Raw genomic sequence first — 13856 nt, forward strand, 5'->3', positions numbered from 1 at the left:
AAAGACGGCAAAGGAGGAAATTCCAGGCGTGCAGGGCTTGTTCATCGTCATCATTGCGATCGCCTATGTGACACTGCTGTTCGCCATCGCCAGCCTGGGCGACCGCCGCTCGGCGATTTCAGGGCCGAGCCGGGCGCGGCCTTTCATCTACGCGCTCAGCCTGGCCATCTACTGCACCTCGTGGACCTTCTTCGGCTCGGTCGGGCTGTCCTCCGAACGCGGTCTCGAATTCCTCGGCATCTATACCGGCCCGGTGCTGGTGTTCGTGTTCGGTTTTCCGCTGCTCAACCGCATCGTGCGGCTGGCCAAGACCGAGAAGATCACTTCGATCGCCGACTTCCTCGGCGCGCGCTACGGCAAGAGTTTTACCGTCGCGGCCATCGCCACGCTGATCGCCACCATCGGCGCGGTGCCCTATATCGCCCTGCAGCTGAAGGCGATCTCCGGTTCGGTCAGCCTGATGGTCGAGCATTATACGGGTTCACCGCCCTCCTTCGATCCGTTCGTCAGCGACATCTCGCTGGTCGTCGCCATGCTGCTGGCGCTGTTTGCCGTGCTGTTCGGCACGCGGCATGCCGACGCCACCGAGCATCAGGATGGGCTGGTGCTGGCGGTGGCGGTCGAAACCGTGGTCAAGCTCGCAGCCTTCCTGGCGATCGGCCTGATGGTCACTTTCCTGATCTTCGGCGGCCCGGGCGACATGTTCGCCAAGCTGGCGCAAAATGGGCAGGTGCGGCAGGCGATGGGCTACAACACCTCGCTTGCCACCTGGCTGGTGCTGACGGGCCTCAGCGGCTGCGCCATCATCATGCTGCCGCGGCAGTTCTACGTCACCATCGTCGAGAACCGCGGCGAGGCCGAATTGCGCACCGCGACTTGGGTGTTTCCGCTCTACCTCGTGGCGATCAACCTGTTCGTGCTGCCGATCGCGTTCGCCGGCCTGTCGCTCGTCGGCACCGGCACCAGCAGCGATCTCTACGTGCTGTCGCTGCCGCTGTTCAGCGGCCATGATGTGCTCGCCATGGCGGCCTTCATCGGCGGGTTGTCGGCGGCAACCGCCATGGTCATCGTCGAAAGCGTGGCGCTGTCGATCATGATCTCCAACGACCTCGTCATTCCGCTGTTCGTGCGCCGCCTGCTCAAGACTTCGACCTCGGAGAACGAGGACTGGTCGACGCTGATCCTCAATGTGCGACGCGGGGCGATCTTCATCCTTTTGTTCATCGCCTTCCTCTACTACCGCGAGAGCACCAACAGCGCGCGCCTATCATCGATCGGCCTGATGTCCTTCGCGGCGATCGCGCAGTTCGCGCCGGCGCTGGTCGGCGGGCTGATCTGGCGCGGCGCCAACGGCCGAGGTGCGGCACTCGGCATGGTCGCCGGCATCCTGGTCTGGGGCTACACGCTGCTTTTGCCGTCACTTGTCGCGCCCGATACCGATATCCTCTTGCACGGGCTATTCGGCTTCGAGGCGCTGCGGCCGCAGGCGCTCTTCGGCACCGTGGCCGAACCACTGAATCACGGCGTGTTGTGGAGCCTGTCAATCAACACGCTGTTTTTCGTGCTTGGCTCGCTGTCGCGCGCGTCGGTGCCGCTGGAGCGCATCCAGGCGTCGATCTTCGTGCCAAGGGATGCCGGCCCGATGCCGAGCCTGCGCCGCTTCCGCACCGCCATCACCGTCAACGACCTCAAGGACACGATCGGGCGCTACCTCGGCGTCGAGCGCACCGAGCGCTCCTTCCAGTCGTTCGAGAAGACCAACGGCACCACGCTGCTCGGCAAGGAGCAGGCGAGCATGGACGTCATCCGCTTCTCCGAGCAGCTTTTGGCCAGTGCCGTAGGCTCCTCCTCGGCGCGGCTGATCCTGTCGCTGCTGTTCCGGCGCCATGACCGCGAATCCCGCGATGCCTTCCGCTTGCTCGACGACGCCACCGAGGCGCTGCAGCACAATCGCGACCTCTTGCAGATCGCGCTCGACCAGATGGAGCAAGGCATCACCGTCTTCGACCGCGATTTCCGCCTGATCTGCTGGAACCGCCAATACCGGGCGCTGTTCGACCTGCCCGACGACATGGGCCAGGTCGGCGTCTCGCTCGACCAGATCCTGCGCCATCTCGCCGAGCGCGGCGACATCCCCGCCGACCAGCGCGTGGCGATGCTCAACCGGCTGACCAGCTTCGTCAGCCCTTGGCAGATGGAGTTGAAGACCAGCGGCCGCATCCTGGAGCTGCGCTCCAATCCGATGCCGGATGGCGGCATAGTCGCCACCTATGCCGACATTTCCGGGCGCGTCGAACAGGATCTGGCGCTGAAGCGCGCCAATGAATCGCTGGAACAGCGCGTCAAGACCCGCACCATCGAGTTGACCCGGGTCAACGAGGAACTGGCGCAGGCGCAGATGCTGGCCGAGGAGGCCAATCTCGGCAAGACACGCTTCCTCGCCGCCGCCGGCCACGACATCCTGCAGCCGCTGAACGCCGCCCGGCTCTATTGCTCGTCGCTGATCGAGAAGGCCGGTAAAGGTCCGGCCGGCAAGGCGGCGATCAACATCGAATCCTCGCTGGAATCGGTCGAGACCATTTTGGGCGCCGTGCTCGACATCTCGCGCCTCGACGCCGGTGCGATGAAGCCGGACGATACCGCCTTCAACCTCGACGGATTGCTGCGCCAGATCGGCAATGATTTTCGGCCAATGGCAGCCGAAAAGAAGCTTGAGCTGGCCATAATGGCCTCGTCGCTCACCGTGATGACCGACCGCAATTTGTTGCGTCGCCTGATCCAGAACCTGGTCTCCAACGCGATCAAATACACACGCACGGGCCGCATCCTGGTCGGCGTGCGGCGGCGCGGCGAACTGGCGGAAATCCAGGTGATCGACACCGGCATCGGCATCGCCGGCGACAAGCTGAACACAGTCTTCCATGAGTTCACCCGGCTGGACGAAGGCGCGAGGGAGGCCGAGGGACTCGGTCTCGGCCTGTCCATCGTCGACCGCATCGCTCGGGTGCTCAGGCTCGAAATCCGCATTTTCTCCAATCCCGGCAAGGGCACGCGCTTCTCGGTCATCCTGCCGGTGGCGGCGGTGGCGGTAGCGCGGCGCGAGACCGAGAAAGCACCAGCGCGCGCGGGTTCTTCGCTTGCCGGGCTGACCGTGCTTTGCATCGACAACGACGCGCGTATCCTTGACGGCATGCGGCTGCTGCTCGAAGGCTGGGGGTGCAGCGTCGACACCGCCTCGGGGTCAGGGGATCTTTTGCGGCCCGGCGCGCGCCGGCCCGATGTCGTGCTTGCCGACTATCACCTCGACGGCGCTACCGGGCTCGACGCGATCAGGACCCTGCGCGTGGCCTACGGCCAGGATCTTGCGTGCGTGCTGGTCACCGCCGACCGTTCCAACGAGGTGCGCGCCGCAGCAAGCGAACTCGACGTTCCGGTGATCAACAAGCCGCTGAAACCGGCGGTGCTGCGCTCGATGATGGCCCGGGTCAGGCCGCTGGCCTCGGCCGCCGAATAGGCCCAAGCCCGGTTCTGTCTTAGCGATGTCCTAGACTTTCGAGGTAAGCGCAGAACATGTCGGCCATGGCGTCGGCATAGGTTTCGATTTCGAGCGGTGTTCGCGGACTTCCCGAAAAGTCCTTTCCCACCGCGCTGAGTGTGGTGATGATCAGCTCGCCCGCCAGGGCACGGACAGCACTCGGGACATCAGGCAATGCCTCCCTCAGGAATATCTGGACGGTGTGTTCGCCCGACGCCCTTGCCGCGTGCGCCTCTGGCGCGTCGCGATAAAGCGGTGCGGCGTCATTGAGTGCGACGCGCACCGCAGCCTCTTCGCACTCCGAGCGGATGAAGGCGTGGACAAGGCCACGCAGCCGTTCGAGCGGCGGGCGTCGGTCGTCCTCGAGTATGGTGCGCAGCAGGCCACCCGTCTGCCGCCATTCATCGCTCTGCAGCCTGAACAGGAGCGCCGCCTTGTTGGGGAAATACTGATAGAGCGAACCGACGCTGACGCCGGCCTTTTCCGCCACGCGCGTGGTGGTGAAACGCTGCGCGCCTTCGCTCGCCAAAACCTGAACAGCAGCCTCCAAAATCGCCGCGACAAGGTCCGTGGCACGTGCCTGTTTGGGCTGTTTTCGTGAGGAAATCGAAGGGCTTGAGCGTCCGGTCATGTCTCGGCTCGGCAATGCGAATTGGAAACCTGAAGGATTATTCGTATTGTTCAGCACAACACACAAGAACGCAGTCCTTTTCGACCGGAGACTTTCATGACGACGCTGACCAACGCCCCGCTGGCCCCCTTGCTGGATCGCCTGTTCAAAGAAGCCAATGCCGCAACCAGTCCGGCGGTGGCTGCACTCTCGCACGAGGAGCGGGCGCGCCTGCTCAACAGCAAGACCGAATATGTCGATTTCTACGGACGGCTGAAGGACCTCTGGCTGGCGATCTCGCCGGAGACCGGCACGCTGCTCTACATGCTGGCGCGCAGCAGCGGCGCGCGCATCATCATTGAGTTCGGCACCTCGTTCGGCATCTCGACGCTCTATCTTGCCGCAGCACTCAGGGACAATGGCGGTGGCCGCCTGATCACCACCGAATTCGAACCGTCCAAGGTGATGCGGGCCAAGGCCAATTTGACCGAGGGCGGCCTCATCGACCTGGTGGAGATCCGCGAGGGCGATGCGCTTGAGACGTTGGGCGTCGACCTGCCGGAGACAATCGACCTGTTGCTGCTCGACGGCGCCAAGGCGATCTATCCGGAGATCCTCAGCCTGGTCGAGAGCCGCTTGAGGCCAGGCGCACTGATCATTGCCGACAATGCCGATTTCTCTCCCGAATATCTGGAACGGGTGCGTTCGCCGGCATCGGGCTACATGTCCTCGCCCTTCAGCGAGGACGTCGAACTGTCCGTGCGGCTCGGCTGAAGCCGGTCCCATCGCCGCACGGGATTCAACCACGCGGCTCAAACCTCCATGTCGCTCCAGGGCGGCCGTAGGCGTTTACGTCAACCAACGCGCAATCTTCCGGGCCGTCGACGACAGTCGGGCCTCCATGCGCAGGTGACGTCATGATCAAAACACTCTTTTCCTCCTGGCGCGCTGCCCCGCGCCCAGCCCTGTTGGGACTTCTGCTCTTCTTCTGTGCCGGTTTCGCCGATGGCGCATTGATGCCTTTCTTTCCGCTCTGGGCGAGCAGCGAGGCCGGCATTCCTGTCGGCGCGATCGGCCTGCTGTTCGGCTGCTATGCGGGCGGCGAACTTCTGGCGGCGCCGCTGGTCGGCGGCATCGCCGACCGGGTCGGCCGGCGGCCGGTGCTGATTGCCTCGTCGCTCGGCGTCGGCGCCGGCTTCCTGGCCCTGTTCTTCGTGCACGGTGTCGCCGTTACCGCAATCATGCTGCTGCTGACCGGCATGTGCGAGTCGGTGCTTCATCCGACGATCCTGACCGCGATCGCCGACATGACCCCGCCATCCGCGCATCCGCGCTGGTTCAGCCTGGCGCGCGTGAGCTCAAGCGCCGGGCAGATCCTCGGGCCAGCCTGCGGCGCCCTGCTGGCGCTCATGTCGCTGCGCAGCGTGTTTCTTGCCGGCGGTGCGATGCTCGTGCTGGGCGGCATCGTGATGCTCTTCGCCCTCAACGAGACGATCGGCATCGGCCGCGCCGCCGGCGACGATCGCCACGACGGTGAGGCCGATGAAGAGGAGGAAGGCCTGTCCGCGCTGCTGCCGGCCTTTCGCGACGGCCGATTGGCAAAGCTGCTGCTCTGGGTCGTGCTGTTCGAAGTCGCCGGCAACTGGATCGAGGCGGTGATCCCGCTCTATGCGCATGACGCCGGAACGCTGACGCCATCAGGCGTCGGCGCGTTGTTCGCCTACGCCGCCGCGCTGACGGTCGGCCTGCAGATGCTGGTCAGCCGCATGGTCGAGGCACGGTCCGCTCTGTGGCTGACGGTCGGTGCCGGCCTTGCGACGATACTCGCCTTTGCGCTGCTGGCCGCGTCGCCTGCGATGCTGACGCTGATCGGGGCGGTCAGCCTGTGTTCGATCGCGCAGATGCTGGTCGGACCGCTGGTGCCGACCGCCGTCAATGCGCTGGCGCCGCCCGCACGACGCGCCTCCTACATGGCTGCTTCGTCGGTGGCGGTCGACCTCAAGGACTCGCTGGGGCCATCGATCGGCACGGCGCTTTACGCGCTGGCACCGCGCCTGCCCTGGATCGCCGGCATTCCGCTGGTGGCGATCGCATCGCTCGGCCTTGGCGCGGCAATCGGCCGGGCGCGGCGCCCTTCGCGGGAGACCGAGGATGATGCCACGCTGCAACTGGGCGCAGCTGTCGAAAACTATCGCTGAGATACCTGTCCGGCATCATCGCACAGACGCGGGTCCGCAGCCTCAAAAGGGGCTGTCGACCATCTGCGAATTGGGGAACCGGGGCTTCGCGCGGTTGGCCGCCGGCGACGGACGATGCTCACGAAACGCCATGGCAAGGGTGCGCAATGCATCGCGCGATTGGGGGTCTGAGAGCGTGGACAGCAGCACAATCTCCGACGCCGGCAGCGGCGGCAGGCCGAACTTACGGCTGACCTCGATGGTGCCGGGCGGAACCAGGCGAGACGAGAAGGCTCCGGCGGCGAGGCCGGCGGAAACGGCCTCGGCAACGGCGAAGGAGCCGCAGCCCAGGAAAACCTGCGTCCACGGTATTCCAACCGAATCGAGCGTGCCGGTGATGACGTCGCGGATGCTGCAAGATGGGGCGGAGGCCGCCAGCCGCAGTGGCTCGCCGGCACGGTAGACGAAATCCGGCGTGGCGTACCAGCCGAAATGTTCGGGCGCCAGTACCTCGCCGTCGCGGCGGTCGTCCTCGCGCCGGACGATCGCGGCATCGAGGTCGCCACGATCGAACGCGGCGATCAACTCGCGCGTATCGTCGAGCCGCACCTCGATGGTCAAGGCCGGATCATGGGCATTGAGGCGCGCCAGCAAGGTCGGCACTTCGGCACCGCCGACATGGGTGGCAATGCCCAGCCGAAAGTGGCGGCGAACAGCGGCGAGGCTGGCGACGGCACGGTCGTGCGCAGCGAGCAGATCGCGCGCCGGTTCGAGGAACACCGCACCACGCGCTGAAAGGCGCACCAGTCGCGGCGTCCGCTCGATCAGCTTCTGCCCCACCCGATCCTCCAGCCGCTTCAGCTTGACGCTGATTGCGCCTTGCGTGCTGCCAAGCGCCTCGGCCGCGCGTGTAAAACTGCGCAACTCGGCGACGGCGACGAAAGCCTTCACCGCATCTACGTCCAGCGTCATGTCAGCTATCTCGCTTTGTTGTCTCTGAAATAGCCAATCATGCAATTCTAAAATGATCAAGCCTGCCCTAGTTTGGGTTGGGCGCGGCGGCCGTCATACCGAGTCGTCCCGCGTAAGAAGTCGAAAGGTTTCAATCATGCCCACTGCCCTGACCCGTCGAGGCATCGTCGTTCTGTCCGCCGCATGCCTGGCGTGCCTGATGTTCGGGCTGGAGATTTCAAGCGTTCCCACCGTCCTGCCGACATTGGAGCAAGAGCTGCACGCCGACTTCAAGCAATTGCAATGGGTGATGTACGCTTACACGATCGCGGTCACGACCGTGCTGATGGCGGTCGGCACCATCGCGGACCGTTATGGACGCAAACGTGTCTTCCTGGTTTCCATCGCCGCCTTCGGCCTGACGTCGCTGATCTGCGGCATGGCGGACGACGTATCGACCTTAATCGTTGCTCGGTTCCTGCAGGGTTTGAGCGGCGGTGCGATGCTGATCTGCCAGCTCGCCGTGCTGTCGCACGAATTCAGGGACGGGCGCGAACGCGCCGTCGCCTGGGGTTGGTGGGGCGTCATCTTCGGTGTCGGCCTCGGCTTCGGACCCATCATCGGCGGCGGCATCGTCGCGGCCTCGAGCTGGGAATGGGTGTTCCTCACCCATGTGCCGGCAGCGGTCGTGGCGTTCGTGCTGGCTTTGACGGGCGTCCATGAATCGAAGGACCCGCAGGCGGGCAAGCTCGACCTGGCGGGCATCGTGACGCTGTCGCCATCGGTCTTCTGTCTCGTCTTCTACATCACGCAGGGACCGGATCTGGGTTTCGCCAGTCCGGCCGCGTTGACGATTCTTAGCATCTCGATCGCCAGCTTCATCGCCTTCCTCATCGCCGAGAAGGTCAGCAAGCGGCCCATGTTCGACTTCTCGGTTTTCCGGATCCGGCCCTTTTCCGGCGCCATCGTCGGTTCGGCGGCGATGAACCTCTCCTATTGGCCTTTCATGATCTACCTGCCGATCTGGTTCCATGCCGGGCTCGGCTATGACAGCATCTCGACCGGCGTTGCCTTGCTTGCCTATACGCTGCCGACGCTCATCATGCCGCCCTTGGCGGAGCGGCTTTCGCTGCGCTACCGGCCCGGCATCATCATTCCGGCCGGGCTCGCCACCATCGGCGTCGGCTTCATCCTGATGAAGTTCGGCAGCGCCGCCGCTCGGCCGGACTGGCTGACGATGCTGCCCGGCTGCCTGATCGCCGGTACCGGCCTCGGGATCACCAACACGCCCGTCACCAACACGACGACGGGCTCCGTTTCGAGCGACCGCGCCGGCATGGCCTCGGGCATCGACATGAGCGCCCGCATGGTTTCGCTGGCGGTAAACATAGCGGTGATGGGTTTCATCCTGGTGAGCGGCGTGCTGGCGCATCTCAGCGAAGCGCTGCCAAATCTCGACGGCAGCCAGCTGCGTCTCTTCGCCGAGGGGATCTCAGCCGGAAATCCCAACCCCGGTCTTGCCGCATCCGTCGTCGACGATGCACTGCGCAACGGCTTTGGCTGGGTGATGCTCTATGGCGGCATCGGCGTCTGGATCATGGCCGCCATCAGCTTCGTGAGCTTCAACGCCCAGCCGGCGCGGAGAGAGGCTCAGTGTTCCGATTGAGCGGGCGACGCAGGCACTCAGCTGGTGGTCTGCAACGGATCGCTGCCGATCTTGGACAAAAGGATCACCGCCTGGGTGCGGCTGTCGACGCCGAGCTTCTGCAGAACGGCCGAAACATGCGCCTTGATCGTCGCCTCGGAGACTCCAAGCTCATAGGCGATCTGCTTGTTGAGCAGGCCTTCCGCCAGCATGCCGAGCACGCGGGTCTGCTGCGGCGTCAGCGCCTGCAGGCGCTTGATGAGGTCCGATATCTCGGGATCGCGCTCGACGCCGAGATCGACACCGACGGGCGCGGCGATGTCGCCGGCCAGCACCGATTGCACGGCGTTCCGGATTTCCTCCATGCTGGCCGATTTGGAGATGAAGCCGGAGGCGCCAAGATCGAGCGCGCGCCTGATGGTCGCCGGATCGTCATGCGCGGAAACCACGATAAGCGGCACCGCCGGATGGATGCCGCGCAGCGAAATCAGGCCGGAGAGGCCGCTGGCGCCCGGCATCGACAGGTCGAGCAGCACTAGGTCGACATCCTCATTGGCCACGACCAGCGCCTTTGCGCTTTCGAAATCGCCGGCCTCGTGAATGGTGGCGACATTACCGATGCCGGCAAGCGCCTCACGCAGAGCACCGCGAAACAGCGGATGATCGTCGGCGATGACGAAAGAATAGCCTGACGGCAAATGTCCCTCCCCGAATCCCGTCGATGATTTTTAAGCTTTTCGGGACCAGTCGGACGATTATGAGAGGCTGCGCGCTGTTTTCAAGCGGCAAAACCAGCGCGCCGCGTTTTCCCTTGTCTACAGCGCTCAGGTCTTCTGCGAATTCAGCTGCGCGCCGCCACCGTTGTCCTTGTCCATATCCTTGACGATGCCCATGAAGCCCTTCAGGAAGCGCTCCATGTAGCTCATCGTCTTGTTGAAATCCTCCTCGCTCGGCAGTTTCGATTCCAGCTGGGCGGACAGCGAATTCTCGAGCTTGGTGACGCGTTCGTCCATTGCCTTCATCGAGGTTTGCAGGCGGTCGATTTCGTCCTGGAAAGCGGCGCGTTCGTCGGCCGCCACCTTGCAGACGAGTTGACCGGAGCGTTCCTCGCAGATCGACATCGCACCGGTCTGCGTGTCCAAGCGGACATAGCCGTTGGCGGATTTTTCCAACCGGTAGCGGTCGGTTTCTTCCGAATAGGCGGAGGCCGCGACCAGTGAAACGAGCGCGGCAGGGATCAAGATGTGTTGCAGACGCATGTTGTCCTCCATGGCCAAGGCCTGAAATATCGCATGTTTGCGCCGGAAATGGGGAAGACCCTTGGCGTGGCCTTTCCCGAGTGGCTGGTTCGGACTATAGCGCAACCATGTCTCAGTTTATCTACAAGATAACCCCGCAAGCGCCTTGGCGCGAGGCCGAAGCCAGTGGCCGCTTCACCGGCGCGCCGATCGACGTCGCCGACGGCTTCATCCATTTCTCCACGGCAGCGCAGGTCCGGGAAACCGCGGCAAAGCATTTTTCCGGCCAGACGGACCTTCTGCTGGTCGCCATAGACGGCGCCAGCCTGGGCGACGCGCTGAAATACGAGGTTTCTCGCGGCGGCGCGCTGTTTCCGCACCTTTACGGCGTTCTGGAACTTGACACCGTGCTGTGGGTCAAACCCTTGCCGCTCGGCGCCGATGGCACCCACCTCTTCCCGGCACTGGAGGCCGAATGAGTCTGTTCGACCGGCTTGGCCAAAAACTGCTGTTCACATTCGATCCGGAAACCGCGCATGGCATGTCGATCGCGGCGTTGCGCTGCGGCCTGCCGGTCGGTGCGCGGACGATGCGCGACACCAGGCTGAAGGTCAGCCTCTGCGGCCTCGATTTCCCCAACCCGCTCGGCATGGCGGCCGGCTACGACAAGAACGCCGAGGTGCCGGACGCGCTGCTTGGCCTCGGTTTCGGCTTTGCCGAGGTCGGCACGGTCACGCCGCTGCCGCAGGCCGGCAATCCGAAACCGCGCATCTTCCGGCTGACGGCGGACGAAGCGGTGATCAACCGGCTGGGCTTCAACAATGAAGGCCATGCGGCGGCCGAAAAACGCCTTGCCGCGCGCAAGGGGCGCTCCGGCATTGTCGGCATCAACATCGGCGCCAACAAGGACAGCACCGACCGCGTCAGGGACTATGAGCGCGGCGTCGCCCGCTTTGCGCCCTATGCCAACTATTTGACGGTCAACATCTCCTCGCCCAACACACCTGGCCTGCGCAACATGCAGGCGCGCGAACAGCTCGGCGAGCTATTGTCGCGGGCCATGGCCGCGCGCGCAGCTGCAACAGCACAACCGCCGATCTTCCTGAAGATCGCGCCGGATCTGGTCGAGGCCGAGCTGGAGGACATCGCCGCCGAGGTTATTGAAAAACAGATCGACGGCGTCATCGTCTCCAACACCACCATTTCGCGGCCGCCGCTGCGCAGCGGCGACGCCGCGCGCGAGACCGGCGGGCTTTCGGGAAAACCACTGTTCGAGCGCTCGACCATCGTGCTGGCGAAGATGCGCAAGCTGCTTGGCCCGGATATCGCCATCGTCGGGGTCGGCGGTGTGGATTCCACCGAGACGGCACTGGAGAAAATCCGCGCGGGCGCCGATCTCGTCCAGCTTTATACCAGCATGATCTATGCCGGGCCGGTGCTTCCGGGCAGGATCATTGCCGGGATGGCACGCTTCGTCGAGACGTCACAGCTCAAGTCCATTCGCGAATTGCGCGACAGCCATCTCGATCAATGGGTAATGAGGCCGCTCTAAAGCGTTTGCTCGAAAGATGACCGGCCTTGGTTTGAATCCGTCGGCTCGCGACCTTCCTGAGACAATCTCAGCTCCGCGTTCCGACCAATCCAAGTCCATTCAACCGAGCGTGTTCGGCTTGTCGTGGCAAGGCTTGCACCCGGTAGGCATTCAGAATCTCTACCATCTTGTCGGTTGAAAATTGCCATCCTCCGGGAAGGCAGCCCTCGGCTCCAAGACCTCTGTTAATTCGCATGAGCGAGGTCTCCTTCCTGGCGCCAGGTTCGAAGTTGTAACCGATCAGCTTGCTGCGGTTACGCGGCCTCCAGACGTGGAACCCCTTTATATCTTGCCATGCAACTTTCTTCGGACCAGCATCTATCATGAAGCCGCTATCGTCCAAGGTCAAAGTGTGAGGGCGGATGAGCGACCGGATCAGGAATGGCACGCTCAACCCAGAGAAAAATATCCCGATCCATCCGACTGCATGCACGCCAGCTGGGCTCCGCACCGTCCCAATTCCTGCCAAGAAGACAAGCGGGCATGCTAGAAGCAACAGGAATGTTTTACCTCGTGATCCTCTTATGATCCTTGGCTCGACCAGTTCGACCATGTCTCCATTGCCCCCGATATGTCAGTCGCCCTCAATTCCTGAAGGGTAAAACAGTCTAGGTCCATTTTCCACCTTACTGAAAAATCAGACACTAGAACGCCGTGCGCACCCGCAATTGCAGGATCGTCAACAGGCTGAAGCCGCGCGCCAGCAGGAACACGTGCAGTGCCGCCCACAGGCCGTGATTGCCGAAGGCCGGCGCCAAGGTCAGCAGCGCGACGGCGAAGACAAGGAACGACAGCAGCATCATGTTGCGCATGTCGCGGGACCAGGTGGCGCCGATGAAGACGCCGTCCATCTGAAACGCCAGCACGCCGCTGAGCGCGGTGAATGCCGCCCAGGGCAAATAGATGTCGGCCACCGAGCGCACCTCCTGCGACGTCGTGACGACGGCGACCAGATTGGCGCCGGCCAAGAGCAGCACCAGGGTGGCGGCGCCGGCCAGCCCGAAACCCCAGAACAGGGTCAACCGCACCGCCTGCCGGAAGGGCTGCTCGGCGCGCGCGCCGACGGCACGGCCCGCGAGCTGTTCGGCGGCGGTGGCAAAACCATCGAGGAAATAGCCGGCGACGAGGAAGAAGTTCATCAACACCGCATTGGCGGCGAGCGTCACCGTACCGAATTGCGCGCCCTGGCGAGTGAACAGCGCGAAGGCGGCGAGCAGCGAGAACGAGCGGATCATGATGTCCCGGTTGAGCGACAGCATGTGCAGGAAGGCGCTCATGTCGAGCAGCCGATGGCGCGGCAAGGGCGGGGTCGAGCGGAAGCGGAGGACCACAATGGCGAGACCCAGCAGCATGGCCAGGAATTCGCCGGTGACGGTCGCCCAGGCGACGCCGGCAACGCCCCAGCCGAGCTTCAGGCCAAGCAGGAAGCAGAGCGCGATGTTGATGCCGTTGAGCACCAGTTGCAGCACAAGACCGAGCCCGCCCTCGCCGCGCCCCAGCACATAGCCGAGGATGGCATAGTTGATCAGCGAGAAGGGTGCGGCAAGCAGCCTGATCCTGATGTAGACGCTCATCGCCTCGCTGACGCGCGGTTCGGCGCCCATGAACCACTGGCCGCCGACAGCGATCAGCGGTGAAAGCGCCGCCAGGACAATGCCGGCAACGACCGCGATCAGCACGGCGCGCCAGAACACCGCCTGTTCCTCGAGCGCATCACCACGGCCGAAAGCCTGGGCGACAAGGCCGGTGGTGCCGGAGCGCAGGAAATTGAAGCTGGTGAAGACGACACTGAACACCAGCGATCCCGCAGCCAGGCCGCCGAGAAGGGCCGCGTCGCCGAACTGGCCGACAACAGCCGTGTCGACGAGGCCGAGCATCGGCGTGGTCAGATAGGCAAGCGTCATCGGCACCGCAATGGCGAGCACGGAACGGTTGGTGACGACGAAAGATCTGGCGTCGGCTGGAATTGCACCCTTGTCCAAGGGATTGCTACCTTGCTGATTGCGGCTTGATCGAAGAGCCGATGTGCCCCATTTTCCGGCCACCGCGCAATCACTCTTCCCGCGATGGCCAACCGAAATCCCGGTCTGGCGCGTAGCCGCCGGATCC

12 protein-coding genes are annotated in these 13856 nt (G+C 64.0%); 6 read left to right on the forward strand and 6 right to left on the reverse strand.

The genetic code is table 11. The annotated features are described in order from the left end of the window. The first annotated feature begins 28 nt into the window (after positions 1-28). Entirely contained in the window at positions 29-3514 is a 3486-nt protein-coding gene (locus AC1D05_RS31485; protein ID WP_477446278.1) for a PAS domain-containing hybrid sensor histidine kinase/response regulator, read from the forward strand. Positions 3515-3533: 19 nt separating this feature from the next. On the opposite strand, the gene AC1D05_RS31490 is transcribed toward AC1D05_RS31485, so the two are convergent. Further along, positions 3534-4166: a TetR/AcrR family transcriptional regulator gene (locus tag AC1D05_RS31490; RefSeq protein ID WP_477446280.1), complete on the reverse strand. Its 633-nt coding sequence runs from the start codon at positions 4164-4166 to the stop codon at positions 3534-3536. A 96-nt stretch (positions 4167-4262) separates the two neighbouring features. Here AC1D05_RS31490 and AC1D05_RS31495 point away from each other — a divergent pair, with 96 nt between their 5' ends. Together AC1D05_RS31495 and AC1D05_RS31500 are read left to right on the forward strand one after the other, a co-directional pair. Further along, complete coding sequence (locus tag AC1D05_RS31495; RefSeq protein WP_477446282.1) at positions 4263-4919, forward strand: O-methyltransferase; 657 nt, start codon at positions 4263-4265, stop codon at positions 4917-4919. 143 nt (positions 4920-5062) lie between these two features. Then, the gene (locus tag AC1D05_RS31500) at positions 5063-6343 is read left to right on the forward strand and encodes an MDR family MFS transporter (RefSeq protein WP_477446284.1); all 1281 of its coding nucleotides are present in this window, start codon (positions 5063-5065) and stop codon (positions 6341-6343) included. Between the two features lie 42 nt (positions 6344-6385). Here the strand turns inward: AC1D05_RS31500 and AC1D05_RS31505 are convergent, their stop codons facing one another. Next, on the reverse strand, positions 6386-7294 hold the full coding sequence (locus AC1D05_RS31505) for a LysR family transcriptional regulator (RefSeq protein WP_477446286.1): 909 nt from the start codon (positions 7292-7294) through the stop codon (positions 6386-6388). 136 nt (positions 7295-7430) lie between these two features. Here AC1D05_RS31505 and AC1D05_RS31510 point away from each other — a divergent pair, with 136 nt between their 5' ends. After that, positions 7431-8939 (forward strand): MFS transporter, encoded by a 1509-nt coding sequence (locus AC1D05_RS31510; protein ID WP_477446288.1) that lies wholly within the window; start codon positions 7431-7433, stop codon positions 8937-8939. A gap of 17 nt (positions 8940-8956) precedes the next feature. Here AC1D05_RS31510 and AC1D05_RS31515 read toward each other — a convergent pair whose 3' ends face one another. After that, positions 8957-9616, reverse strand: coding sequence for a response regulator transcription factor (locus AC1D05_RS31515; RefSeq protein WP_477446290.1), 660 nt, complete (start codon positions 9614-9616; stop codon positions 8957-8959). A gap of 126 nt (positions 9617-9742) precedes the next feature. Continuing rightward, on the reverse strand, positions 9743-10177 hold the full coding sequence (locus AC1D05_RS31520) for a hypothetical protein (RefSeq protein ID WP_477446292.1): 435 nt from the start codon (positions 10175-10177) through the stop codon (positions 9743-9745). 107 nt (positions 10178-10284) lie between these two features. Between AC1D05_RS31520 and AC1D05_RS31525 the strand changes: the two genes are divergently transcribed. Both AC1D05_RS31525 and AC1D05_RS31530 read left to right on the forward strand, forming a co-directional pair. Further along, a complete protein-coding gene (locus AC1D05_RS31525) occupies positions 10285-10635 on the forward strand; it encodes a DUF952 domain-containing protein (RefSeq protein WP_477446294.1) in 351 nt (116 codons plus the stop codon). Continuing rightward, entirely contained in the window at positions 10632-11708 is a 1077-nt protein-coding gene (locus tag AC1D05_RS31530) for a quinone-dependent dihydroorotate dehydrogenase (protein WP_477446296.1), read from the forward strand. The genes AC1D05_RS31525 and AC1D05_RS31530 overlap by 4 nt, the downstream gene beginning before the upstream one ends. Positions 11709-11775: 67 nt before the next feature. Here AC1D05_RS31530 and AC1D05_RS31535 read toward each other — a convergent pair whose 3' ends face one another. Both AC1D05_RS31535 and AC1D05_RS31540 read right to left on the reverse strand, forming a co-directional pair. Continuing rightward, positions 11776-12300 carry an STM3941 family protein gene (locus AC1D05_RS31535; protein WP_477446297.1) on the reverse strand — a complete coding sequence of 175 codons (525 nt, stop codon included), beginning with the start codon at positions 12298-12300 and terminating at the stop codon, positions 11776-11778. A 91-nt stretch (positions 12301-12391) separates the two neighbouring features. Next, positions 12392-13729, reverse strand: a complete 1338-nt coding sequence (locus AC1D05_RS31540) for an MATE family efflux transporter (RefSeq protein WP_477446299.1) — start codon at positions 13727-13729, stop codon at positions 12392-12394. Positions 13730-13856 lie beyond the last annotated feature (127 nt).

Source organism: Mesorhizobium sp. P2_E9, assembly GCF_056403815.1.